The 23012-nt window shown below is 64.5% G+C and carries 23 protein-coding genes; 18 read left to right on the plus strand and 5 right to left on the minus strand.

Annotation, left to right across the window (positions count from 1 at the left end):
* Positions 1-1339 precede the first annotated feature (1339 nt).
* Together AC0L2J_RS24030 and AC0L2J_RS24035 are read right to left on the minus strand one after the other, a co-directional pair.
* Positions 1340-1441 (minus strand): hypothetical protein, encoded by a 102-nt coding sequence (locus tag AC0L2J_RS24030; protein WP_369126693.1) that lies wholly within the window; start codon positions 1439-1441, stop codon positions 1340-1342.
* Positions 1442-1732: 291 nt separating this feature from the next.
* On the minus strand, positions 1733-2467 hold the full coding sequence (locus tag AC0L2J_RS24035; RefSeq protein WP_085348947.1) for an outer membrane protein: 735 nt from the start codon (positions 2465-2467) through the stop codon (positions 1733-1735).
* A 1101-nt stretch (positions 2468-3568) separates the two neighbouring features.
* Here AC0L2J_RS24035 and AC0L2J_RS24040 point away from each other — a divergent pair.
* Positions 3569-4084, plus strand: a complete 516-nt coding sequence (locus AC0L2J_RS24040) for a YbgC/FadM family acyl-CoA thioesterase (protein WP_473394742.1) — start codon at positions 3569-3571, stop codon at positions 4082-4084.
* Positions 4085-4161: 77 nt separating this feature from the next.
* On the plus strand, positions 4162-4629 hold the full coding sequence (locus AC0L2J_RS24045; RefSeq protein WP_473394743.1) for a nuclear transport factor 2 family protein: 468 nt from the start codon (positions 4162-4164) through the stop codon (positions 4627-4629).
* Positions 4630-4749: 120 nt separating this feature from the next.
* Here AC0L2J_RS24045 and AC0L2J_RS24050 read toward each other — a convergent pair whose 3' ends face one another.
* Together AC0L2J_RS24050 and AC0L2J_RS24055 are read right to left on the minus strand one after the other, a co-directional pair.
* Positions 4750-5469: a type 1 glutamine amidotransferase gene (locus tag AC0L2J_RS24050; RefSeq protein ID WP_473394744.1), complete on the minus strand. Its 720-nt coding sequence runs from the start codon at positions 5467-5469 to the stop codon at positions 4750-4752.
* A 17-nt stretch (positions 5470-5486) separates the two neighbouring features.
* On the minus strand, positions 5487-6419 hold the full coding sequence (locus tag AC0L2J_RS24055; protein ID WP_473394745.1) for a LysR family transcriptional regulator: 933 nt from the start codon (positions 6417-6419) through the stop codon (positions 5487-5489).
* A 151-nt stretch (positions 6420-6570) separates the two neighbouring features.
* On the opposite strand from AC0L2J_RS24055, the gene AC0L2J_RS24060 reads away from it, so the two are divergent.
* From AC0L2J_RS24060 to AC0L2J_RS24100, 9 genes are read left to right on the plus strand one after another with little or no spacing between them, the layout of a single operon-like run.
* The gene (locus AC0L2J_RS24060) at positions 6571-7527 is read left to right on the plus strand and encodes an N-carbamoyl-D-amino-acid hydrolase (RefSeq protein ID WP_007614391.1); all 957 of its coding nucleotides are present in this window, start codon (positions 6571-6573) and stop codon (positions 7525-7527) included.
* Positions 7528-7562: 35 nt separating this feature from the next.
* Positions 7563-8387 (plus strand): ABC transporter substrate-binding protein, encoded by an 825-nt coding sequence (locus AC0L2J_RS24065; RefSeq protein WP_063994736.1) that lies wholly within the window; start codon positions 7563-7565, stop codon positions 8385-8387.
* Complete coding sequence (locus AC0L2J_RS24070; protein ID WP_473394746.1) at positions 8384-9241, plus strand: amino acid ABC transporter permease; 858 nt, start codon at positions 8384-8386, stop codon at positions 9239-9241. The genes AC0L2J_RS24065 and AC0L2J_RS24070 overlap by 4 nt, the downstream gene beginning before the upstream one ends.
* Positions 9238-10002: an amino acid ABC transporter ATP-binding protein gene (locus AC0L2J_RS24075; protein ID WP_473394747.1), complete on the plus strand. Its 765-nt coding sequence runs from the start codon at positions 9238-9240 to the stop codon at positions 10000-10002. The genes AC0L2J_RS24070 and AC0L2J_RS24075 overlap by 4 nt, the downstream gene beginning before the upstream one ends.
* A gap of 14 nt (positions 10003-10016) precedes the next feature.
* Entirely contained in the window at positions 10017-10832 is an 816-nt protein-coding gene (locus AC0L2J_RS24080; RefSeq protein WP_473394748.1) for an ABC transporter substrate-binding protein, read from the plus strand.
* Entirely contained in the window at positions 10819-11703 is an 885-nt protein-coding gene (locus AC0L2J_RS24085; protein WP_473394749.1) for a polysaccharide deacetylase family protein, read from the plus strand. The genes AC0L2J_RS24080 and AC0L2J_RS24085 overlap by 14 nt, the downstream gene beginning before the upstream one ends.
* Before the next feature lie 8 nt (positions 11704-11711).
* Positions 11712-12362 carry an aspartate/glutamate racemase family protein gene (locus AC0L2J_RS24090; protein ID WP_063994740.1) on the plus strand — a complete coding sequence of 217 codons (651 nt, stop codon included), beginning with the start codon at positions 11712-11714 and terminating at the stop codon, positions 12360-12362.
* A gap of 22 nt (positions 12363-12384) precedes the next feature.
* A complete protein-coding gene (locus tag AC0L2J_RS24095; protein ID WP_473394750.1) occupies positions 12385-13968 on the plus strand; it encodes an ABC transporter substrate-binding protein in 1584 nt (527 codons plus the stop codon).
* Positions 13965-15338: an amidohydrolase family protein gene (locus AC0L2J_RS24100; protein ID WP_473394751.1), complete on the plus strand. Its 1374-nt coding sequence runs from the start codon at positions 13965-13967 to the stop codon at positions 15336-15338. The genes AC0L2J_RS24095 and AC0L2J_RS24100 overlap by 4 nt, the downstream gene beginning before the upstream one ends.
* Positions 15339-15538: 200 nt before the next feature.
* On the opposite strand, the gene AC0L2J_RS24105 is transcribed toward AC0L2J_RS24100, so the two are convergent.
* Positions 15539-16438, minus strand: coding sequence for a LysR substrate-binding domain-containing protein (locus AC0L2J_RS24105; RefSeq protein WP_007614361.1), 900 nt, complete (start codon positions 16436-16438; stop codon positions 15539-15541).
* Between the two features lie 275 nt (positions 16439-16713).
* On the opposite strand from AC0L2J_RS24105, the gene AC0L2J_RS24110 reads away from it, so the two are divergent.
* The 7 genes from AC0L2J_RS24110 to AC0L2J_RS24140 form a co-directional block, all read left to right on the plus strand.
* Entirely contained in the window at positions 16714-17748 is a 1035-nt protein-coding gene (locus tag AC0L2J_RS24110) for an ABC transporter substrate-binding protein (protein ID WP_063994743.1), read from the plus strand.
* A 23-nt stretch (positions 17749-17771) separates the two neighbouring features.
* Positions 17772-18806 (plus strand): ABC transporter ATP-binding protein, encoded by a 1035-nt coding sequence (locus tag AC0L2J_RS24115; RefSeq protein WP_007614358.1) that lies wholly within the window; start codon positions 17772-17774, stop codon positions 18804-18806.
* On the plus strand, positions 18803-19678 hold the full coding sequence (locus AC0L2J_RS24120) for an ABC transporter permease (RefSeq protein WP_473394752.1): 876 nt from the start codon (positions 18803-18805) through the stop codon (positions 19676-19678). The genes AC0L2J_RS24115 and AC0L2J_RS24120 overlap by 4 nt, the downstream gene beginning before the upstream one ends.
* Positions 19675-20481, plus strand: a complete 807-nt coding sequence (locus tag AC0L2J_RS24125; RefSeq protein WP_007614354.1) for an ABC transporter permease — start codon at positions 19675-19677, stop codon at positions 20479-20481. The genes AC0L2J_RS24120 and AC0L2J_RS24125 overlap by 4 nt, the downstream gene beginning before the upstream one ends.
* Positions 20482-20489: 8 nt before the next feature.
* Positions 20490-21626: an NAD(P)/FAD-dependent oxidoreductase gene (locus AC0L2J_RS24130; protein WP_007614352.1), complete on the plus strand. Its 1137-nt coding sequence runs from the start codon at positions 20490-20492 to the stop codon at positions 21624-21626.
* 19 nt (positions 21627-21645) lie between these two features.
* Entirely contained in the window at positions 21646-21942 is a 297-nt protein-coding gene (locus AC0L2J_RS24135; RefSeq protein ID WP_063994747.1) for a (2Fe-2S)-binding protein, read from the plus strand.
* Positions 21939-23012, plus strand: a 1074-nt coding sequence (locus AC0L2J_RS24140; RefSeq protein WP_473394753.1) for an NAD(P)/FAD-dependent oxidoreductase, incomplete at its 3' end; no start/stop codon positions are given. The genes AC0L2J_RS24135 and AC0L2J_RS24140, both read left to right, overlap by 4 nt.

The raw sequence follows: 23012 nt of genomic DNA on the forward strand, positions 1-23012 counted from the left end.
CTCAACTGTGAACCGTGCCAGAAGAGTTCAAGATGATGTTGCGTCGTGTTTCAACTACCAGAACCGGGATTTGACAACTCTGAGCCTGCGGACCAATCCGTTTCCGCCGAGCCGGAGCTCTGGCCGTGAACATGACCGCCAGATTGAGCAGCGTGGATTCACAAGCGTGGCTCGCCGACTATAGCAACCGCGCCGCACATCCGGCTCAAAAGGCGCGACGAGCTCCTAAGCTGGAATTGGCGCGATCGGAACAAGCAATCCACTAAGGCTGCCCAATTCACGGCTCGGCGATCCTCACCAAATGCTTTACGAACTTTTGTTGATAGCGTCAGCAAGCGTCGACTTGAAAACCAAAGGACCTATCCGCAGGATGCTTTCTTAAGCCGTCATGCATCCAGAATGAGCGGAGCACGAACTGTCACATTACCGAAACCTAGCTCTTGTACTTGTAGGCTCGGCCGTCTCCCTTACTCCTCCCGCTCCCTGGAGCGAAGAAGGTTTATTCCGCACGGCTTTCCGGGGGCCACCGGCCAGGCGGGCCGGAGCCGAGGTCGGCCAGATCTCCGTTGTTTTTGGATTAGCGCCATGACACCGAAAACCAAACTATGCGCTTTGTTGCGAGGTGTTCTGGACGATGCGATCGGGATGGTGCCCGAAGCAAACCGGACGTCTTCGTTGAAGGCGTGCCTCGCCGAAAAGGTATTAGCTCTGGCCGCAAAAGGTCACTTGGATCCAACTGTCTTGACGCGTCTCGCGCTACGGAGTCTGCAGGAATCCTGTTGTGGTTGCTACGGGTGCGAACTGCAGAACCCCCTCCGAGGTGTGAAGGACCGAGAATGAACTCCAAACCTATTCCCCGCGCTCCGGCGTAGCTGACCGCCTGGGTTTCGGCGGGTTGCAAGGCGGCGCGAGATTAGAGGTCTGCCCGGCCATGGAGCTTGCGCCCGGCAGCGATGCCATCTGAGCGCGAGGGTTATGGCGTCCTGCCCGGAGAAACTCGGGTCAGTCCTGCTGTGGATGCCGCCTTGCTCCATCATGAGGTCGCCCGTGTCCGCGGCTTTCACTGACGTCATTGCGCCCCGCCCGCGGCACATACGGATTTCTCCTCTGTCCGCATCGGCGCTTGGCGCGCGATATCGGCGATGTCGGAGGGCAGGGTGCTCGCCTGCCCGGTTGCCGCTAGTAGCCGAAGCGGGCGAGGCCGAGTGATCCGAAAGATCGGACGGGCCGGTGAGATGTTGGAAAGCCGAGCTGCCTATCGTCCGGGTTCGCGACAGACGCGGATGAGCCGATCTATTATGTCCTCAACGCTTGCAGGCGGACTCTTGCCGTGGCCGCCTCAGCGGAGGCAGCTGTGTTCGACGATCTCGTCTGCCTCGATTGCGACGGCGATGCGCCGCTTACCCTGGCAAGGCGGCAGCCGCAAGCCAAGCAGTATCATTCCCGCGGCATCGACGCAGGTTCCGAGCTCGTCGCCCTTGCGACTACCCCTCTCCACGACTACGGCTGACTTGCGGTGTCGAGTGTGCTCAGCGCTGAGCCGGCGGTTCCCCGCGAAGTGCTGAGCTTGCCGTCCGGAGAAGGAGGGGTCGCAGGCCAGCGAAAGGGGCCGGGATCGCGCAGGCGGCGCTTGAATCTCACGTCGGAATTGCCTGAATGGCCGGGCTCTGAGCGGGCCATGCTTCCCTTCAAATGGCCCCGGCTAGGCCGGGGCCATCGACGCAACTAGGGATCAATATTTCAGGAGAATCGGACCGCCAAACTTATAGTTGACCCGTACCGTGATAAGATCGAGATCCTCGCGGATGCGATCGGCCCCACCAATGTTCCCGCTGAATTTCACCGTGCGGGGCTGGAAGAACAGGTGGTCGTACTCGAAGCCCACCGTCCAGTTCGGTGCGATGCCGTGCTCGAATCCGACCCCCAACACACCGCCCCAAAGAACGTCACTTTTCCTAGCGGCTCCTGCCACGGTCGAGCTGATCTGATGGATGTTGCTCGTGACTGCGGCGCCGCCTTTGCCGTAAAGTACGTTATTCCCAAAGGCATAACCAATCTGCCCCGTCATGAGACCGAACGCGTCAATCTTAGTCTGGTTGGTAGTATCGGAAAACGGGATGCTGTGATTGGACCCGGTCAAATCAGCCCAGTTGCCCTGGCCCTCAACACCCAGCACGATCTGGCCCATCTGCCATCGATAGCCGATCTGGAGGCCCACGCTACCGCCTGTCGGATGATGACAGCCCTCGGGCTTGCTGCCAAGGTACTCCCAACAACTCTCGCCTGAGCTCAGACCACCGTTCACGCCGAAATAGTAAGCACTCCAATCGTAGATTGCAGCCGCGACAGGTCCCGGAGCGGTGGTGTAGAGAGGCCTGATGGGTTGCGCAGGCAGATCAGCACTGAATGCGGGGGCCACCGCAGCAAGCGCCACCGTACTGACTGTCATAAGCAACAAGTTCTTCATTTCTATTCCCATGTCTTGAGTGCCCCCGAGCCTGCTGCGTCTTAACAACGTGCACGCAAATTGCTGTAACTGCATCGCAACATTGGCGCTGGAAGAAATGCGTGAAACAAACGCCGCGTCAGGTTGCGGCGTTGCAGATATCTCCAACTCCTTGACATGCCCCTTCGCTTGCGAGCGTAGATCAGCGCGGTGTCCTGCCTCTCGCGCACCCGACAGCTTGACGGCATGCTCCACCTCGCGACGTAGTAGCGTGGTAGGTCGACGGGGCGCCCGGTAAGTGCGTGTTCCAGCCGTTCGTGATCACGGAGTCCAAGCCATCGTGATCGCCCATTCCAGAGCATCGTGATCACCGTTTCCAGCCGATCGTGATCGCTATTTCAGCGATTGCGATCGGGGTAACCAGGAGGCGCGCACCGCTGACAGTCTGCAACCCGGCTACCTTGGTCTTTTGCCTAACTCCGACTGCTTCAGCTATTCGAACGCTACAAGCAATGGGCCGGCCCCCTCAAGCCCATCCTGTCCCAGGCCATGTCGCCGGCGAGAAGCTGTTCGTCGACTATTCCGGCCAGACCATGGAGCTGGGTTGACGGAGTACGATACACGCCAGTCCTGCTCCGGCTCCGCGGATGAAACCGTCAATGCAGGAGCGATCGGTTGGGCTTTCGGTCAGGGGCGGCGCCGACGGAGCAACGAACCCGGAAACTCTCACGCAAATAACCGCACACGTTCTTAATGTGGGTCAGTGGTGTGAGGTCCGCGATAGGATCTCCCGAAATCAGGCTCATAAGTGCCGCGGTTTTCGCCCATGCCACAAGTACGGGTCCGATTAGGTTGTGGGCGCGTCCGCTCCGCGGACGGGGCTCTATGAGCCAGCTTGCCGAGCCATGCTGTCTCGGCCTTTCGGATCACGATGCCTCGCGCAAGCCATAAAGTGCTCCTCGCCGGGGGCACTCGGAAAACGGGCTCGCCTGTGGCGAGCGTTATTACGGCCCCGTTCCCGCGTGCCGCTCAAACACCGGTGTTGTCGCTGCACTCGTCCCGCATGCCCCTTCGGGCCGCTATGCTCGCGGCCGGGCTGACATTTCTCTCGAGGCGAGCTAGGTGAACACTGAAGCTGATCCCGAAGGCGCTGCGGCTCGCCATGAAAGGGACGTAGAAAAATCTGCGCTTGTTCACGCTACCGCCCTCCAGCGCCCCAACGAGATCAAGCAGTTGGTATTCTGTTGCGATATCGTCAAATCCGAGTTTTCCGGCATCGTCTATCACGCCAACTATCTGCGCTTCATGGAGCGCGGACGGACCAACCATCTGCGACTAATGGGTGCCGAACAGCAGGCGCTGTTCGAGCAGGCCGAGACGGAAGACGCAAGCTTTGCCTTCGTGGTGCGTTCGATGCATCTCGATTTCCTCAAGCCTGCCCGGATGGATGACGTGCTCGATGTCGTGACCTGGCCGGTCGCCGTGAAGGGTGCGTCCATCGTGCTGGCGCAGGAGGTGCGGCGCGGGGAAAACGTGCTGGTGAAAGCCGAGGTGCGTGTCGCCTTCATCAGCGGCGGCCGCGCCCAGCCGATCCCGAAGTCGATCCGCGCCTTGATGAAGGCTGATCTGATTTCGTGATCGGGCGATAGCGGACGGCCTCTCGACTCCCCCGCGCGCGGCGATAGATTGCACTCCCGCCAACCGATGAGGCCATCATGTCGCGCCCGCCGCTTCCGCCCTTTACCCGTGAGACCGCAGCGCAGAAGGCCCGCATGGCCGAGGATGCCTGGAATTCGCGCGACCCGGTGCGCGTGTCGCTCGCCTATACCGAGGACAGCCGCTGGCGCAATCGCTCCGAGGTTTTTCAGGGGCGTGAAGCCATCGTCGCATTCCTCACCCGCAAATGGGAGAAGGAGCACGACTACCGCCTGATCAAGGACCTCTGGGCGTTCGACGAAAACCGGATCGCCGTGCGCTTCCAGTACGAATGGCACGACGCGAGCGGCCAGTGGTATCGCTCCTACGGCAACGAGCAGTGGGAGTTCGACGAGCACGGCCTGATGCGGCGGCGCGAAGCCTCGATCAACGACATCGCGATCGCGGAGAAGGACAGGCGATTTCACTGGCCGGCGCCGGGGCCGAGGCCCGCGGACGTGGCGGGGTTGGGGACGGATCCTTTCTGAGCCGAGAAACAACTGTCACCCCTCATGGTGAGGAGCCGCGAAGCGGCGTCTCGAACCATGCAGGCCCCCGTTGCCGCATCCGGGCCTCTGTCCTTCGAGACGCGCGCGAGAGCGCGCTCCTCAGGATGAGGGGATGGATTTGCGCGCCAGAAACCGCGTAATCGCGCCTCCGAGTTTGGCGTGGTCCATCGGCTGCGCCAGTGACTTCCTCGCGGTTGCAACGACATCGTCCGGCGCCTTGCCGTCGCGCAGCTCGCAGCACACTTGCGCAAACTCCACGTCGAACTCCGGATGCGGCTGCACGGTGAGCGTTGCGCCGTTGGCGTAGAGCAGGCCGGCATGCGGGGTGAACTCGGAGGAGAGGATCGTCAGCGCATCATTCGGCGGCTCAATCACCTGGTCCTGATGCGAGCAGGCGATGGCGACCGCTTCGCCGTCGACGACGCCGTTGTCCGGCAGCACCTGATAGACGTGCCGGCCGATGCCCCAGCCCTTCTCCGATTTGCGCACGGTGCCGCCGAGCGCCTGCGCGATCAACTGATGACCGAAGCAGATGCCGACCATGGGCGTCTTGTTCGCATAGGCGGTGCGGACGAAATCCTCCAGCGGTGCGATCCAGTCGAGCCCGTCATAGACGCCGGCGGCCGCGCCGGTGATCAGCACCGCCCCCAAACTGCGCGGGTCGGGAAGCGCTTCGCCATTCGGGATGCTGACGATGTCGATCGTGGCCGTCGGATCCTCGGCGCGGACCATGCGTTCGAACATGTCCGGGAACGAACCGTGGCGCTCGCGATATTTTTGTGGGACCTGCCCGGTCTCGATGATGGTGATGCGTGCCATGTGCCCTCTGGTCAAGGTCAAGCCTCGTCGCTTCCTGCTCCATGTTGCTGGTGTGGCGCTGTGCGCTCCAGCAGCGCACTCTCTTTCCGGACCTCGTTGAGAAACGCCTTGGCCAGGCGCGACAGCGGCTCGGCTTCCGACCATAGCATATAGGCCACCGCGTGCGTTGTCGGCGCGAACGGCCGTACGACGAGGCCGGTCCCGCCGTTCTGCCGCGGCGAGAAGGGATCGACCACCGCGGCGCCGACGCCGGCGGCGGCGAGCACGCAGGCCGTGTTGCAGTAGCGCACCTCGACGGTCGGCTGGAACGGCGCGCCGGCGCGTGCGAAACTGTCGCGCACGGCCTCACCAAGCCGCGTGCCGCGCTCGAGCCCGATGAAGGGCAGGCCAGACAGGTCCGCGGCCGAGATCACCGGCCGGTCGGCGAGCGGATGCTGCGGCGGCAGCACGCAGACCATCTCGCCGGTGTGCACCACCTCATGGGCGATGCCTGGATGATGTGTCAGCCCGAGCGCAAAGCCGAGCTCGGCGACGCGGTTGAGCACGCCTTCGATGATGCCCTCGTAGCGCCGCACGTCGAAGAACACCCGCGTCTCCGGGCGGCGGCGCAGGAAGCCTGACAGCGCCGCGGGGATGATGCTGTAGGCGAGCGGCGGCGTGGCGACCAGCGCGAGATGCCCGGAACGGTTCTCGCGCAGATCGCGCACGCGGTTCTCGAGCTTGGCGTGCAGCGCGAAGATCGCCTCGCTCTCCTTGTAGAGCGCCATCGCTTCCGTGGTCGGAAACAGCCGGTTGTTGACGCGCTCGAACAGCGCAAAACCCGCCTGCGCCTCCATCGTCTTCAGCGCATTGCTGACCGCAGGCTGCGACAGCGCCAGTTCGTCGGCGGCCGCAACCGTGGTGCGGTGGCGGATGACGGCGCGGAGAATCTCGAGCTGGCGCAGGTTCATATCACTGCCGATTATACTCTGGGCCAAAACATCATAGCAGAACGAATTGATTTTGCAGCCCCGCTTCCGCGTAATGGCAGCGGATTTGCACGTCGCATCAAAGGGTTCATTCGCCCATTGAGGCAGCACTGCGCACAGATTGGAGGCAATCTTGGTTCGTGTCCTTCGCGCCGCCGCCGCACAGATGGGGCCGACGCAAAAAGCCGATACGCGCGAGCATACGCTGTCGCGGATGCTTGCGCTGCTGGAGGAGGCGGCCGGCCGCGGCGCCAGCCTCGTGGTGTTTCCCGAGCTTGCCTTCACCACATTCTTTCCGCGTTGGCTGCTCGAAGGCGAGTCGCTCGACCATTATTTCGAACGCGGCATGCCGAACCCGAACGTCGCCGCCTTGTTCGACCGTGCGCGTGCGCTGCGCGTCGGCTTCTATGTCGGCTATGCCGAGCTGACGCCGGATGGACGCCGCTACAATTGCGCCATCCTGGTCGATCGCGACGGCGAGCTGCTCGGCCGCTATCGCAAGGTGCATCTGCCGGGCTCGGTCGAGCCGCGACAAGGTGCGCGCTACCAGCAGCTCGAGAAACGCTATTTCGACTATGGCGACCTCGGCTTTCCCGCCTTCCGCGCCGGCTCGGCCTGGGCCCACGCCATCATGGGCATGATGATCTGCAACGATCGCCGCTGGCCGGAATCCTGGCGCGTGCTTGGCCTGCAGGGCGTCGAGCTTGTCTGCATCGGCTACAATTCCGCGGCCTATGATCCCAATGGCGGCAGCACGGAGGATGCCTCCTTGCGCACCTTCCACTCCACGCTGGTGACGCAGGCCAACGCCTACATGAACGCGACCTGGGCGATCTCGGTGGCGAAGGCAGGCGAGGAGGACGGCTCCGGGCTGATCGGCGGCTCCTGCATCGTTGATCCCAATGGCCGCATCGTCGCGCAGGCCGCAACGCTGACTGACGAGGTGATCGTCGCCGACATCGATCTCGACCTCTGCCGCCAGGGCAAGGACAAGATGTTCAACTTCGCCGCCCACCGGCGGCCGGAGCAATACAGGGTGATCACCGAACGTGCCGGCGTGATCGAACCCGCGGTTCTCGACGCAGACTGACAGGACGTTCCAACAACGTTGGCAAAGGAGCTGACATGACACGCCTCTCGCATTTCCTCGGGTTCGCAGCGTTGGCTGCCGTGATGTCCGCGCAGGCGGCGGAGCTCCCGGCGGAGATCAAGCAGGCGGGCGCGTTGAAGCTCACGGTCAACTCCACTTACGCGCCGATGGAATATCGCGATCCCGCGACGAATGAGCTCGTCGGGCTCGATGTCGATCTGGCGAACGAGCTCGCCAAGCGTCTCGGCGTGAAGATCGTCTGGAGCGAGACGCCGTTCGCCGAATTGATCCCGTCGCTCCAGACCAGGCGCGCCGATTTCGTCATTTCCGGCATCTCCGATCGCGCCTCGCGGCGCGAGACCGCGGATTTCGTCGATTATCTCGGGACCGGCCCGCAGTTCTTCGTGATGGCGGAGAACGAGGCCAAGGTCGCCACCGATCTCTGCGGCAAGAAGGTCGGGACTACCCGCAGCACCAGCTTCCCGGTCGAGATCGAGAAGTGGAGCAAGCAGAATTGCGAGCCGGCCGGCAAGCCGGCGATCCAGTACGTGCCGGGCGAGAACTCGATCGACGTTCGCAACCAGCTCAAGCAGGGCCGCATCGACGCCGCCGTACAGGGCAGCGAAACCCTGCCTTATGCGCAGACGCAGGAACCCGGCAAATACCGCGTGATCGGCGAGCCTTTTGCCAAAGGATATCAGGGCATCATGTTCCGCAAGGACGATGCGGCGCTTCGTGAGGTGGTGACCGAGAAGCTCACCGCCATGATCGCCGACGGCTCCTACAAGGCTGTCCTCGACAAATGGGGTCTCGGCGCCAACGCAGTCGAGAAGCCCATGCTGAACGCGGCGCCGCAATGAAGACGGTACCGGCACTCGCGGAGGGTTTTCCCGATCTGTCGGGGATGCGGATCGCGCGCGAGCCGCACTGGTTTCGCTGGCTCAGCGCAGCGCTGATCGTTCTTGTGCTCGCATTGATCGTGCGTGCGTTTGCGGCTGGCCAGATCGAATGGTCCTATGTCAGCCGCTTCCTCACGGCAAAGGTCATTCTCGAAGGCATCGTCAACACCATGGTGATGGCGGTGCTGGCGATGGCGCTCGGCATCTTCCTCGGCGTGGTCGTCGCGGTCATGCGACTGTCGCCCAACCCGGTGCTGAAGACCGTCGCCGCTGGCTATACCTGGCTGTTCCGCGGCACGCCGCTGATCCTGCAGCTGCTGCTGTGGTTCAATCTCGCGCTGGTGTTTCCGACCATCGGCATTCCCGGCCTGTGGAGCGCGCGCGCCGTCGACGTCATGACGCCGTTCCTTGCCGCGCTGCTCGGACTCGGCATCAACCAAGGCGCCTATACGTCGGAAGTGATGCGCGCGGGCATGCTGTCGGTCGATATCGGGCAATATGAGGCGGCGCAGGCGATCGGCATGGGACGCTTGCGTGCGCTGCGCCGGATCGTTCTGCCGCAGGCGATGCGGGTGGTGATCCCGCCGCTCGGCAACGAGTTCATCGGCATGGTGAAGGCGACCTCGCTCGCCAGCGTCATCCAGTATCCGGAACTGCTGCACAACGCCGAAAACATCTACTACGCCAATTCACGCGTGATCGAGCTCCTGATCGTCGCCGGGCTCTGGTACCTGCTCGTCGTCTCGGTGCTGACGCCGCTCCAGATGCTGCTCGAACGCCGTTTTGCGCGCGGCACATTGCGGCTCGCACGATGACAAAACCCCTCGTCGCGATCCGCTCCGTCAGCAAGAGTTTTGGTGAGTTTCAGGCTCTCAAAAATGTCTCGCTCGACATCCGGCCCGGCGAGGTGATGTGCCTGATCGGCGCCTCCGGCTCCGGCAAGACCACGCTGCTCCGCTGCATTAACCAGCTCGCCGCGATCGACAGTGGCGGCATCTGGCTCGACGGCGAGCTCCTGGGCGTGCGCGAGAAGGGCGGGCGGCTCCATCGCCTCACCGAGCGCGAAATCGGGCGGCAGCGGCTGAAGACCGGCATGGTGTTCCAGCGTTTCAACCTGTTTCCGCACAAGACCGCGCTCGAAAACATCACCGAGGGTCCGCTCCAGGTTCAAGGCCGAAAATCCGACGAAGTACGTGCGGAGGCGATCGAGCTGCTGCGGCGCGTCGGATTGTCGGCCAAAGCCGACTCGTATCCCGCCCAGCTCTCCGGCGGCCAGCAGCAGCGCGTCGCGATTGCCCGCGCGCTTGCCATGAAGCCGATGCTGATGCTGTTCGACGAACCGACCAGCGCGCTCGATCCCGAGCTCGTCGGCGAGGTCTTGGCGGTCATGAAGGAGCTGGCGCGGAGCGGCATGACCATGATGGTGGTGACACACGAACTCGGCTTCGCGCGCGAGGTCGCCGACCGCGTCGTCTACATGGACCAGGGCGCGATCATCGAGCAGGGGCGCGCATCCGACGTCTTGGGCGCGCCGCGCGAGGAGCGCACCAGGGCATTTCTTTCGGCAGTGATCTGAATGGGGGCGTATCGATGAAGAGACTTCTGGTTACGGCAGCACTCGTGGGCGCCATGAGCGCTCCGGTCATGGCAGTCGAGCTGCCGGCGGAGATCGCCAAGCGCGGCAGCATCAAGGTCGCGCTGGTGCCGAACTATCCGCCGATGGAGTTCCGCGATCCCGCCACCAACGCGTTGTCCGGTTTCGACGTCGATCTCGGCGAGGCCATCGGCCGCAAGCTCGGCGTCAAGATCGAATGGCAGGAGACCAGCTTTGCCGAGTTCATGCCGTCGATCTCGACCGGGCGGGTGGACGCCATCCTGTCCGGCTTCACGGACTATGCCAGCCGGCACGAGATCGCGTCCTTCGTCGATTATCTGCGCAGCGGTCCGCAGTTCTTCGTGCAGCAGTCGCGCAAGGCGGAGTTCAAGGACGCGGCCGCGCTCTGCGGCAAGAAGGTCGGCGCCAGCCGCCGCACCATGTTCCCGGCCCAGATCGCGGCCTGGAGCGAGAAGAATTGCGGTACCAATCCGATCCAGTTCGTCGGCACCGACGGATCGGGCGACGCCCGCACCCAGCTGAGGCAGGGCCGCATCGATGCCGCCGCCCAGGGCAACGAGACGCTGCCCTACATCATGGACCTCGAGCCCGGCACCTATGCGACTGTGGGCGAGCCCATTGCGCAGCAATTCACCGGCATCGCTCTGCCGGTCAAGGAAAAGGCGCTGCAGCAAGCCATGCTGGAGGCGGTCGATGCGCTGATCGCGGACGGCACCTATCGTACGCTGCTGGCCAAGTGGAAACTGACTGACAACGCACTCGAAAAGGCGACCATCAATGCTGGACAGTAAGGCACTCCAGAGCATTCCGCTCACCCCAGCCAACACCGCGGATCCTGCGCCGGAATACCCCTGGCCGAAGCCGTACAATTCGGCGATGTTCCTGTCGTTCGACGTGGACGCGGAGAGCGCCTGGACCAGCAAGGACGCGATGCATGCGCAGCGGCTCATCACCATGAGCTATGGCGGCTATGAGGCGCGCGTCGGCACGCCGAAGCTCCTGGAGTTGCTCGACCAGCTGGATCTCAAGGCGACCTTCTTCGTCACGGGATGGTCGGTCGACGCGCATCCGGCGATGGCCGAGGCCATTCTCAAGGCCGGTCACGAGATCGGCCACCACGGTTATCACCATCTCCTTCCCGATCCCGGCGATCCCTGGATCGAGGAGGAGCTTGAGCGCGGCTTCGAGGCGCTCAAGCGCCGGCTTGGCGTCAAGCCGACCGGCTACCGCGCGCCTTACGGCGAGTTCACCGAGGAGCTGCGGGTGGGGTTGGTGCGCCACGGCATCGTCTACACCTCCTCGTTTCGCGACGACGTGCGGCCTTACCGCCATCGTCTCGCCGACGGCAAGCCGGGCACGATCGAGCTGCCGGTGACCGCAAGCTATGACGACTGGATGCACGGTCTGTCCGCGCGCTTCAGTCCGCGCTCAATTTTCCCCAAGGAGCATGTGCTTTCGATCTGGAAGGACGAGCTTGACGAAGTCCGCGACTGGGGCGCGATGGTGACGACCGTGCTGCATCCGCAATGCAGCGGCCGACCGATGCGGCTGCGCCTGCTGCGTGAGTTCCTGACTTACGCGAAGTCGTGCCCGGATGTCTGGATCACGACCGGCGAGAAGATCGCGGCCAACTTCCTGCGCCACGAGGCCGGACAAAGCTGAGCCACGCCATGACCCGCATCCTCGTCATCAACCCCAACTCCTCCGCATCGGTGACGGCGGCAATCGATGACGCCGTCGCGCCGCTGCGCATCGTCGGCGGACCCCAAATCGAGGTCGTCGGTCTTGCCGAGGGGCCGCCCGGCATCAGCTCGCAACGCGACGCCGACAGCGTCGTCATGCCGCTGGTCAATCGCGTCATGCGCGACGAGGCGGATGCCTTCGTGCTCGCCTGCTTCAGTGATCCCGGCCTGCATGCGGTGCGCGAGGCAGCCGGCGGGCGCCCGGTGATGGGTATCGCCGAGTGCGGCATCTTTCGCGCGCTGATGCTGGGCGAGCGCTTCGGAATCATCGCGCTGTCGCCCTCGAGCATTCGCCGCCAGCAGCGGATGGTGCGGCTGATGGGTGTCGATAGCCGCTATGCCGGAAGCTGGTCGGTCGGTGCGAGCGCGGCCGAGACGGCAGGCGCCGACGTCCGCGGACGGTTGATCGAAGCCGGCCGCGCGCTGGTTGCGCAATGCCGCGCCGACGTCGTGGTGATGGGCTGCGCCGGCATGGCCTCGCATCGCGCGGCGATTGCGGAGGCCATCGGCGTTCCCGTGGTCGAGCCAGCGCAACAGGCGGTGGCTGCTGCCATCGGTGCCGTCTTGCTGAACACGTAAGATCCTTCAGGAGCCTCTTGCAATGCCCGTCTCCCGCCGTTCGCTCCTCAAGGCCGCAGCCGCTGTACCGGCGCTGTCATTCCCGGGCATCCTGCGCGCCGAATCCCGGACCACGCTGCGCTTCATTCCCGTGATCGACCTCGCCTTCGTCGATCCCATCTATTCGACGGCACAAGTGTCGCGAAACCATGGCTTCATGGTCTACGACACGCTCTACGGCATGAGCTCCTCCCTGCAAGTCTCGCCGCAGATGCTGTCGGGCCATGTCGTCTCCGGCGACGGGCTGCAATGGGACCTCAGCCTGCGCGACGGCCTGTTCTGGCACGACGGCGAGCGCGTGCTCGCCCGCGACTGCGTTGCCAGCATCCGCCGCTGGGCCGCGCGCGACGGCTTTGGCGGTGAGCTGATGGAGGCGACGGACGAGCTGTCGGCCACCGACGACCGCACCATCCGCTTCCGCCTCAAGCGTCTGTTCCCGCTCCTGCCGCAGGCGCTGGGCAAGGCCGCGATCAACGCGTGCTTCATGATGCCGGAGCGGCTGGCGAGCCAGGATCCGTTCAAGCCGCTCACCGAAGTGATCGGCAGCGGCCCGTTCCGCTATCTCGCCGACGAGCGCGTGCAGGGCGCGCGCAACGCCTATGCCAAATTCGAACGCTATCAGCCGCGCGGCGACGGCAAGCCGGATTGGACCGCGGGTCCGAAGATCGTGCATTACGATCGGGTGGTCTGGACCACCACGCCCGATGCCGGCACCGGCGTCGCCGCGCTGCAGACCGGCGAGCAGGACTGGCAGGAGACCACGCCGCACGACCTGCTGCCGATCATCAAGGCGGCCGGCGACATCGAGACGCGCGTGCTCGATCCCCGAGGTTATGCCTGCATGCTGCGCCTCAATCATCTTCAGCCGCCGTTCGACAACCCTGCCGTTCGCCGCGCGCTGCTGGGGGCGATCGATCAATCCGCCTTCATGACCGCGGTGGCCGGTACCGATCCGAACTTTCAGGTCTCTCCCATCGGCTATTTCGCGCCGAATACGCCGATGGCGAGCGAGGTCGGCCTCGATGTCTTCCGCGGCCCGCGTGACTACGCCAAGGTGAAGGCCGATCTCAAGGCCGCGGGCTACAATGGTGAGAAGATCGTGGTGCTCGTCCCCACCAACTCGCTGGCGCAGAAGCCGCTTGGCGAGATCGCCGTCGACAGTCTGCGGAAGGCCGGCATGAACGTCGAATATGCCGGGCTCGATTTCGCCGTGGTGTTGCAGCGCCAGCTCAAGAAGGATCCGCTTCCGCAGGGCGGCTGGAGCGCGGCGGTCGGCAACTGGCAGGGCATCGACTGGCTCAATCCGGCCGGCAACACCAACATCCGTGGCGAGGGCAAGGTCGCCGGCTGGTATGCGAGCGAGAAGATGGCCGGCCTGCGCAGCCAATGGCTCGCGGCCTCCGAGCTCGCCGAGCAGCAGCGCATCTGCCGCGAGATCCAGGCGGTGGCGTTTCAGGAAATCCCCTATATTCCGATCGGCCTGTACAAGCAGCCGACCGCCTATCGCAAAGCCATCACCGGCATTCTCGACGGCACCGCCGTCTTCTGGAACGTACGCCCCGCATGAGCACGATCGCAATCTTCGGCAGCTATGTGCTGTCACGCAAGGACGGCGCGCAGGACGTGTTGCGCGACCACTGGGTCCTGATCGAAGGCAAGACGATCGCCGCGGTCACGCGCGACAAGCCACGTGCGGACGAGGTGCATGACCGTCCCGGCCGCTTCGTTCTGCCCGGCCTGCTCAACCTGCACAATCACTGCTTCTCGGAAGCGGTTGCGCGCAGCCACACCGAAGACGGCAATGGCCGCCGCAACAACCAGAGCATTGTCTACACGGTGCTTTTGCCGCTGACCAAGCGCGGCGCAGATATCTTGTCGGCGGAAGAGCGCATGGCGGTCGCGCGGCTTGGCATCCTTCAACTCCTGAAGGGCGGCGCCACCACGGTGATGGAGCCGTTCCGGAATTCGATCCCGGAGATGTTCGACGCCGCCGAGGAGATGGGCATCCGTTTCTACGGCGCGCCCTATCTGTTTTCGACGTCGGACGCCAAGGCCGGACCCGATGGGGTCGTGCACTATTCCGGCGATGACGGCACCGCCGACATGGCGACGTGGGATGCGCTCTATCAGCGCTGGAATAATCGCGGCGATGGCCGCATCGGTCTCGCGATGAGTCCACATGCCACCGACACCTGCGGCCCCGATCTCTTGAAGGCCTGTGCCGCGCGGGCGCGCGAGCTTGGTGTGCCGATCACGACGCATATGGCGCAGAGCCGCGCCGAGGTTGAAACCATCGGCAAACGCTATGGCGGCCGCACGCCGGCGCAATATCTCGACTGGCTGGGCCTGCTGGCTCCCGATCTGATGGCGGCGCACTGCATGTTCAGCACCGACGACGATCTCAAGCTGATGGCCGCGCGCGGCATCACGGTTCTCAACTGCCCGCGCGTGTTCGCGCGCGCCGGCGTCACCGCCGCATTCAGCCGGTTTGCGGAGCACGGCGTTCGCACCGTGGTCGGCACCGACGGCTACAACATGGACCTGCTCGGCGAGCTCAATGCGGCGTCGCTGATCTCCAAGATCACCTCGGCGCGCGCCGATGTCGCGAACGCGCCCGAGTTGATCGAGGCGAACACGGCAATCGCCGCCGATGTCATCAAGCGGCCCGACCTCGGCCGGATCGAGCCCGGCGCGACCGCCGACCTCACGATCGTCGATCTCACCCATCCGCATCTTCAGCCGCTGTTCGATCCGCGCCGCGCGCTGATCGCGCTCGCCAATCGCGCGAATATCGATCAGGTCATGGTCGACGGCCGCATGCTGATCGATGCCGGCCGCTATCTTGGCGCCGACGAGGCGGCGATCACGGCGGCGGGCACCGCTGCGATCGGCAAGATCTGGGACCTGCCCGAGGCGCAGGCTGCGTTCAACGGTTGAGGGGTCTCCTGGAGCCACGATGGTGGTGCGCTCCCTCTCCCGCTTGCGGGAGAGGGCAGGGGGGAGAGGGTTCTCTCCATACGGGGACACTCCCGATGAGGAGAGAGCCCCCACCCGGCGCTTCGCGCCGACCTCCCCCGCAAGCGGGAGAGGTTGCAGCGAGCCCGCGGCGAGATCGATTGAACTCAAATCGTTCTTGGCTAGTCGTCGAATTCGGCGAGCGACTTGCGCATGGTCTCCACCAGATCCAGCGCCACCGGCGAGGGGCTGCGCTGCGCTGGAAAGACCGCCGAGAATTCGAAGTCGATGCGAGGCAGGAAGCGGCGCACGACGATGCCGCGGGTCGAAAATTCCTGCGCGGTGAAGGGATCGCAGATGGCGACGCCAAGTCCCGACGACACCATGCCGCACATGATCTCCGACAGCGTGGTCTCGACCCTGAGCACGCGGCGGACATCGTGGCGATGGAAGACCTGGTCGACGAGATGCCGGCTTGATGATCCCGCCGACAACGAGATGAAGGTCTCGCCCTCGAAATCGCGGGGCTCCAGCACTTCCTTTTCCGCGAGGCGATGACCGGTCGGCAGCACCGCGACGCGGGCCGGCGCTGGCAGCTTCTGGCTCGGCAAGCCCGAATGCGCGATCGGCACCTCGGCAAAGCCGACGTCGCACTGGTTGTTCAGCACCCAATCGACCACGATCGGCGAGATCACGCCGAAGAAAGCGAGGTTGAGGTTCGGCCGCTCCTTCAGGAAGTGCCCGGTGAGCCGCGGCAAATAGCCATTCGACAGTGCTGGAAGTGCCGCGATCCGCAGCGAGCCGGTGCGGCGGCCGCGAATTTCTTCGGCTGCCGCGGTGATGCGTTCGAGGCCGACGAAGGAGCGCTCGACTTCGGTGTAGAGTGCCATGGCCGCAGCGGTCGGCACGAGGCCGGTGCCGCGCCGCTCGAACAGCTCCATCTTCAACAGCGCTTGGAGGTCGCGCAGCAACCGGCTGACCGCCGGCTGCGTCACCGTCATCAGCGCCGCCGCCTCGGTCACGCTGCCGGTCAGCATTGTGGCCCGGAAGGCCTCGACCTGCCGCGAATTGATCCGTGCCATCCTCAATTCCATTCATAACATTTAGGCATGCAAAGGGTGCCATTATTCATTGGACGATGGAAGCTTGGGTTTGCAATCTTTTTCATCAGGACTGGAGACAGCCCGCTTTTCCGGCAGATTGGAGGGGTTCGAACCTCCAGATCGCGCCAAACCCGCCAAGCAGGGGCCGGAGCCCTGATCAGAGAGGGATTTGCGCGGAAGGAAATGCGGCAACGCGCTTCGGCCAGCGAGACTCGTCGGCACATCACCTCATCCCGGTATGGAGATCGGACCACATGAAGACTTTTCGCCTTCTGACAGCGGTCAGCATCGCGGCGCTCATCGCCGCCCCGTCGGTCGCCACGGCCCAGCAAAAGACGCTCTATGTCGCCGGCTATGGCGGCTCGTTCGAGAAGACCATCCGCGACGAGGTGATCCCGACCTTCGAGAAGGAGAACGGCGTCAAGGTCGAGTACGTCGCCGGCAACTCCACCGACACGCTGGCAAAGCTCCAGGCGCAGAAGGGCAACCAGCAGATCGACGTCGCCATCGTCGACGACGGCCCGATGTACCAGGCCATCCAGCTCGGCTTCTGTGGCAAGCTCGAGGGCCTGCCGGCCGATCTCTACGACACCGCGCGCTTCAAGGACGATCGTGCGGTTGCCATCGGCATCGTCGCGACCGGTCTGATGTACAACACCAAGGTGTTTGCGGAGAAGGGCTGGGCGCCGCCGACCTCCTGGAACGATTTGAAGGACACGAAATACGCCAAGCAGCTCGTGATCCCGCCGATCAATAACACCTATGGGCTCGAAGCGCTGGTTATGTTGTCGAAGATGAATGGCGGCGGCGAGTCCAATGTCGATTCCGGCTTCAAGATCTTCAAGGAGCAGATCAATCCGAACGTGCTCGCCTATGAGCCGTCGCCGGGCAAGATGACCGAGCTGTTTCAGTCCGGCCAGGCCGTGATCGCGGTGTGGGGCACGGGCCGCGTGCAGAGCTTTGCCAATACCGGTTTTCCCGTCGACTTCGTCTACCCGAAGGAAGGCGCCGCGACGCTGCTGACGACCGCCTGTCCGATCACCAAGCCGAACGCCTCGCCGCTTGCGTCCAGCTTCGTCAAGATGCTGCTCGAACCCAAGATCCAGCTCGTGATGCTGAAGGATTACGGCTACGGCCCGGTGTTGAAATCGCTGGTGATCCCGCCCGAGCTCGGCAAGATGGCGCCGATCGGCGAGCGCGCGGCAAAGCTCTATAATCCGGACTGGACCGTCATCAACGAGAAGCGCGAGGAATGGACCAAGCGCTGGAATCGCGAGGTCGAGCGCTGATCGGTCATACCGGAGTCAGTATGATGGCCTATCTCGAGCTCGAAGGGGTCGCCAAGCAATTCGGAGCGCAGACTGTCGTCGACGACTTCAGTCTCGCGGTGGGGAAGGGAGAGTTCATCTCCTTCCTCGGTCCCTCCGGCTGCGGCAAGACGACGACCCTGCAAATGATCGCGGGCTTCCTCGATCCCACCCGCGGCGCGATCCGGTTGGAAGGCAAGGATCTGACCGCGATCCATCCGGCCAAACGGGGGCTCGGGATCGTGTTCCAGAGCTACGCGCTGTTTCCGCACATGACCGCGGCCGAGAATGTCGCCTTCGGCCTCGAGATGCGCAATGTGCCGCGCGGCGAACGGACCGAGCGCGTCCGCGCCGCGCTCGCGATGGTCGGGCTTGCCGGCTACGAGGAGCGTCATCCGCGCCGCATGTCCGGCGGCCAGCAGCAGCGAGTGGCGCTGGCGCGCGCGCTGGTGATCAAGCCGAGCGTATTGCTGCTCGACGAGCCGCTGTCCAATCTCGACGCCAAGCTGCGCGAGGAGATGCAGATCGAGCTGCGCCAGATCCAGCGCACCATCGGCACCACCACGATCCTCGTCACCCACGACCAGAACGAGGCGATGTCGCTGTCCGACCGCATCGTGGTGATGAGCCAGGGCCGGATCGAGCAGATCGGCACGCCGCAGGAGACCTATGAGAAGCCGGCCTCGGCCTTCGTCTCGCAATTTTTGGGCAAGACCAACGACTTTGCCGCGACGATCGATCAGACCAGTGCGCCTGCGCGATTGATCGCCGGCTCGTGGAGCGCGCCTGCGCCTGCCGGGCGCAGCGGTCCTGTCACCGTCAGCATTCGCCCCGAGCGGATCGACTTTGGCGACGCAGGCCTCAGCGCAAAGATCGTCACGCGCATCTTCCAGGGCAATCACTGGCTGTACCAGTGCGAGAGCGAATGCGGCCCGGCGACCGTAATCCGCCAGAATGACGGCCGGTCGCAGCCGGTCGAAGGCGAGGCAGTTCACCTCACTTGGAGGCCGGAGGACATGGGCGTGAGAGGCGTCGCATGAGCGCTTCCGCCGAGGAACGAAACGCACGCACGCCCTGGGCGCTGACCGCGCCCGCCTTGATGTTGTTCTTCGGCGTGCTCCTGATTCCGCTGGCAATGACCGTGATGCTGTCGTTCCACGATTGGGGCCAGTACAAGGGCATCGAGCCCGTCTTCATCCTCAAGAACTGGCGCGAGATCGTAACCGATCCCTATTACGCCGAGATGTTCGGGCGGACGTTTCGCATCGCGATCCTGACCACGCTGCTCACCGCACTGCTCGGTGCGCCCGAGGCCTACATCCTCAACCGCATGAGCGGACGCTGGAAGAGCGCTTTCCTGCTGGTCATCCTGGGGCCGCTGCTGATTTCCGTGGTGGCGCGGACGCTCGGCTGGGCGCTGCTGTTCGGCGGCAACAACGGGCTCGTCAACAAGCTGCTGATGTCGGCCGGGCTGATCCGCGCGCCTATCCCCTTCATGTTCACCGAAACCGGTATGGTTGTCGCGCTCGCGCACGTGATGATGCCGTTCATGGTGCTGTCGGTGTGGGCGGCGCTGCAGCGTCTCGATCCGCAGATCGAGAATGCCGCGATGTCGCTCGGCGCCGCCCCTGTGACCATCATCCGCCGCATCATCATGCCGCAGATTATGCCGGGCGTGCTGTCGGGGGCGATCATCGTGTTCTCGCTCTCGGCCAGTGCGTTTGCGACGCCCGCCATCATCGGCGGCCGCCGACTCAAGGTCGCGGCGACGCTCGCCTATGACGAATTCCTCAACACGCTGAACTGGCCGCTGGGTGCGGCGGTTGCCACGCTGCTGCTGGCCGCGCTGGTGCTGATTGTCGTCGGCAGCAACGCGCTGATCGAGCGCCGTTACGCGGAGGTGTTCCGATGAGCCGGAACGGGCCGCTCGCGCTGATCTTCCACACCATCTTCGTCATCGTCATGGTGGCGCCGATCCTCGTCGTCTGCCTCGTCGCGTTCACGCCAGAAGGCTTCCTGTCGCTGCCGACCAACGGCTTTTCGCTGCGCTGGTTCAGGGCGATCGCCAACTATCCCGAATTCATCCATGCTTTCTGGGTCAGCCTTGGCCTTGGCGCACTATCCTCCTTCGTGGCGCTGCTGTTCGCGGTCCCTGCGGCGCTGGCGATCGCGCGCTATCGGTTTCGCGGTCGTGACACATTGGCGGCGTTGTTCCTGTCGCCGCTGATGATTCCGCATGTGGTGCTCGGCATCGCGTTCCTGCGCTTCTTCACCTCGGCTGGCCTCGGCGGCAGCTTCGCCGCGCTGATCATCGCGCATGTCATCATCGTGTTTCCGTTCGCGCTGCGGCTGACGCTGGCGGCGGCGACCGGCATGGACCTCTCGGTCGAGATGGCGGCGGTCTCGCTCGGCGCCGGCGGCTGGACGCTGTTCCGCCGCGTGACGCTGCCGCTGATCCTGCCCGGCGTCATCAGCGGCTGGGCGCTCGCCTTCATCCAGTCCTTCGACGATCTCACCATGACCGTCTTCCTCGCGGCACCCGGCACCGAAACATTGCCGGTGCGCATGTTTTTGTACATCCAGGACAACATCGATCCGCTGGTGACGTCGGTCTCTGCCTGCGTGATCGCGATCACCATGACCGCCCTCATTCTGCTCGACCGCTTCTACGGGCTCGATCGCGTGCTCGCCGGCAAGGGCGATACGGGGCGATAGGAGAATCCATGCGAACAGATTACGACGTCGCCGTCGTCGGCGGCGGATTGCTCGGCTCCGCCATCGCCTGGGGCCTCGGCCGGCTCGGCAAGCGCGTCGCCGTGCTCGACGAAGGCGACATCACCAAGCGTGCCTCGCGTGCCAACTTTGCGCTGGTCTGGGTGCAGAGCAAGGGCCTCGGCATGCCGGCCTATACGGTGTGGACCGTGCAGGCGTCACAGGCATGGAGCCGGCTCGCGTCCGAGCTGAAGCAGCAGACCGGCCTCGACGTCTCGCTTCAGCAGAATGGCGGCTTTCATCTCACGCTCGGCGAAGACGAATTCGGCCAGCGCACTGAGCTGGTCAAGCGCATGCACAACCAGACGGGCGCTGCCGACTACAAGATGGAGATGCTGCCGGCGTCCGAGGTCAAGAAGGTGCTGCCGCTGATCGGGCCTGAAGTCTCCGGCGGCAGCTTTTGTCCACTCGACGGTCACGTCAATTCGCTGCGCACGTTTCGTGCGTTCCACACCGGCTTCAGGGCATTCGGCATCGATTATCTTCCGGAGCGCCCGGTCTCGTCGATCAGCCAGAACGGCGGCGAATTCCGCCTGATAACGCCGCAGGGCGAGCTCCGCGCCGCCAAGATCGTGCTCGCCGCCGGCAATGCCAACCAGACGCTGGCGCCGATGGTCGGTCTCACCGCTCCGATGGGCCCGACCCGCGGCCAGATCGTGGTGACCGAACGCACCATGCCGTTTCTGCCGCACCCGCTGACCACGATCCGCCAGACCGATGAGGGCACGGTGATGATCGGCGACAGCAAGGAAGACGAGCTCGACGACCGCACGCTGAAGCATTCGATCAGCGCCGTGATGACGGATCGCGCCCAGCGCATGTTTCCGCATCTCGCGCGGCTCAATGTGGTCAGGAGCTGGGCCGGCATCCGCGTCATGCCGCAGGACGGCTTTCCGATCTACGACCAGTCGGAAACGCATCCCGGCGCCTTCGTCGCCTGCTGCCATTCCGGCGTGACGCTCGCCTCCAACCACGCTTTCGAGATCGCGCGCATGGTCGCGCAAGGTTCGCTCGAGCCGGAGCTGGTCGGCGCGTTCTCGGCCAGCCGTTTCGGCGGCGCGGGCGCTGCGAACAATAGCGGCTACTAGGGATATTGAAGGAGCCCAGATGTTCAAACGATCCGAACAGGACAAACGGCCGCCGGTGCAAATCTTCGTCGATGGCATTGCCGTCGCCGCGCGGCAGGGCGACACCGTCTCCGCGGCGCTGCTGGCCTCGAGCTGCGATGCACGCCGTTCGACCGCGGTGAGCGGCGCGCCGCGTTTGCCCTATTGCATGATGGGCGTGTGCTTCGATTGTCTCGTCACCATCGATGGCGTCGGCAACCGACAGGGCTGCCTGGTGCCGGTCACTGAAGGCATGCAGATCGAGATCCAGAAGGGCAAGCGGGAGATCGGAAAATGACTGTGGCTCCCAAGCGCGAAGATTATGATGTGGTGGTGATCGGTGCCGGCCCCGCCGGCCTCGCCGCCGCCGCGACATCCGCCGAAGCCGGCCTGTCGACGCTACTGCTCGACGAGAATATCGGCCCGGGCGGCCAAGTGTTTCGTGCCATCGCCTCGACGCCCGTGACCGACCGCAAACAGCTCGGTGAGGACTATTGGGTAGGCACCGAACTCGTGCAGGCGCTGCGCGCGAGCGACGCCGAGGTCATCCACCGTGCCACCGTCTGGAGCCTCGACCGCAATCTCGACATCGCCGTCTCGGTCGGCGGCGCGTCCGCCTTCGTCAAGGCCAGGCGCGTGATCCTCGCGACCGGCGCGCTGGAGCGGCCGTTTCCGATTCCCGGTTGGACGCTGCCGGGCGTGATGACCGCGGGCGCCGCGCAGACGATGCTGAAATCGTCGGCCCTGGTGCCGGATGGCCGCACGGTGATCGCGGGGCAGGGGCCGCTGCTCTGGCTGCTCGCCGCGCAGATCTTGCGTCTCGGCGGTCGCATCGATCGCATTCTCGACACCACCGAGCGCGGCAATTACTTCGCGGCTCTTCCCCACGCCTTTGCTTTCCTGACCTCGCCGTATTTCGCCAAGGGCCTCTCGATGATGCGCGAAGTGAAGGCGAAAGTGCAGGTCGTGTCCGGCGTCACCGAGCTTTCGGCATCCGGCGACGGCCAGCTCGCGAGCGTGAGCTATGTCGCCGGCGGCAAGCGCGAGACCGTCCTTGCGGATCTCTTGCTGCTGCACCAGGGCGTCGTGCCCAATGTCAATCTGGCGATGGCGGCCGGAATCGAGCATCGCTGGGATGATCTGCAATTGTGCTGGTCTCCGGTGCTCGATGCCAGCGGCAATTCATCGGTCGCCGGCATTGCGATCGCCGGCGACGGCGCCGGCATCGGCGGCGCGAATGCAGCCGTGGTGGGCGGGCCCCGCGCGGCGCCCGCGGGCGTGGGAGCATTTGGGCCCCCCGCCCCCCCCCCGCGTGGCGCCAAGGGGGGCCGCCCCGCCCCGCTAGCCCCGGCCCCGCCGGGGCGGGGG

The sequence above is a fragment of the Bradyrhizobium sp. MV1.5 genome, from assembly GCF_055807615.1.

Bases quoted from the DNA above. Each gene is read 5' to 3' on its own strand.
- AC0L2J_RS24095 (WP_473394750.1), top strand. From the start codon at position 12,385: ATGCCCGTCTCCCGCCGTTCGCTCCTCAAGGCCGCAGCCGCTGTACCG.
- AC0L2J_RS24045 (WP_473394743.1), top strand. From the start codon at position 4,162: ATGTCGCGCCCGCCGCTTCCGCCCTTTACCCGTGAGACCGCAGCGCAG.
- AC0L2J_RS24135 (WP_063994747.1), top strand. From the start codon at position 21,646: ATGTTCAAACGATCCGAACAGGACAAACGGCCGCCGGTGCAAATCTTC.
- AC0L2J_RS24085 (WP_473394749.1), top strand. From the start codon at position 10,819: ATGCTGGACAGTAAGGCACTCCAGAGCATTCCGCTCACCCCAGCCAAC.
- AC0L2J_RS24075 (WP_473394747.1), top strand. From the start codon at position 9,238: ATGACAAAACCCCTCGTCGCGATCCGCTCCGTCAGCAAGAGTTTTGGT.
- AC0L2J_RS24100 (WP_473394751.1), top strand. From the start codon at position 13,965: ATGAGCACGATCGCAATCTTCGGCAGCTATGTGCTGTCACGCAAGGAC.
- AC0L2J_RS24120 (WP_473394752.1), top strand. From the start codon at position 18,803: ATGAGCGCTTCCGCCGAGGAACGAAACGCACGCACGCCCTGGGCGCTG.
- AC0L2J_RS24110 (WP_063994743.1), top strand. From the start codon at position 16,714: ATGAAGACTTTTCGCCTTCTGACAGCGGTCAGCATCGCGGCGCTCATC.
- AC0L2J_RS24115 (WP_007614358.1), top strand. From the start codon at position 17,772: ATGGCCTATCTCGAGCTCGAAGGGGTCGCCAAGCAATTCGGAGCGCAG.
- AC0L2J_RS24080 (WP_473394748.1), top strand. From the start codon at position 10,017: ATGAAGAGACTTCTGGTTACGGCAGCACTCGTGGGCGCCATGAGCGCT.
- AC0L2J_RS24050 (WP_473394744.1), bottom strand. From the start codon at position 5,469: ATGGCACGCATCACCATCATCGAGACCGGGCAGGTCCCACAAAAATAT.
- AC0L2J_RS24105 (WP_007614361.1), bottom strand. From the start codon at position 16,438: ATGGCACGGATCAATTCGCGGCAGGTCGAGGCCTTCCGGGCCACAATG.
- AC0L2J_RS24070 (WP_473394746.1), top strand. From the start codon at position 8,384: ATGAAGACGGTACCGGCACTCGCGGAGGGTTTTCCCGATCTGTCGGGG.
- AC0L2J_RS24055 (WP_473394745.1), bottom strand. From the start codon at position 6,419: ATGAACCTGCGCCAGCTCGAGATTCTCCGCGCCGTCATCCGCCACCGC.
- AC0L2J_RS24090 (WP_063994740.1), top strand. From the start codon at position 11,712: ATGACCCGCATCCTCGTCATCAACCCCAACTCCTCCGCATCGGTGACG.
- AC0L2J_RS24125 (WP_007614354.1), top strand. From the start codon at position 19,675: ATGAGCCGGAACGGGCCGCTCGCGCTGATCTTCCACACCATCTTCGTC.
- AC0L2J_RS24065 (WP_063994736.1), top strand. From the start codon at position 7,563: ATGACACGCCTCTCGCATTTCCTCGGGTTCGCAGCGTTGGCTGCCGTG.
- AC0L2J_RS24035 (WP_085348947.1), bottom strand. From the start codon at position 2,467: ATGAAGAACTTGTTGCTTATGACAGTCAGTACGGTGGCGCTTGCTGCG.
- AC0L2J_RS24030 (WP_369126693.1), bottom strand. From the start codon at position 1,441: ATGATACTGCTTGGCTTGCGGCTGCCGCCTTGCCAGGGTAAGCGGCGC.
- AC0L2J_RS24130 (WP_007614352.1), top strand. From the start codon at position 20,490: ATGCGAACAGATTACGACGTCGCCGTCGTCGGCGGCGGATTGCTCGGC.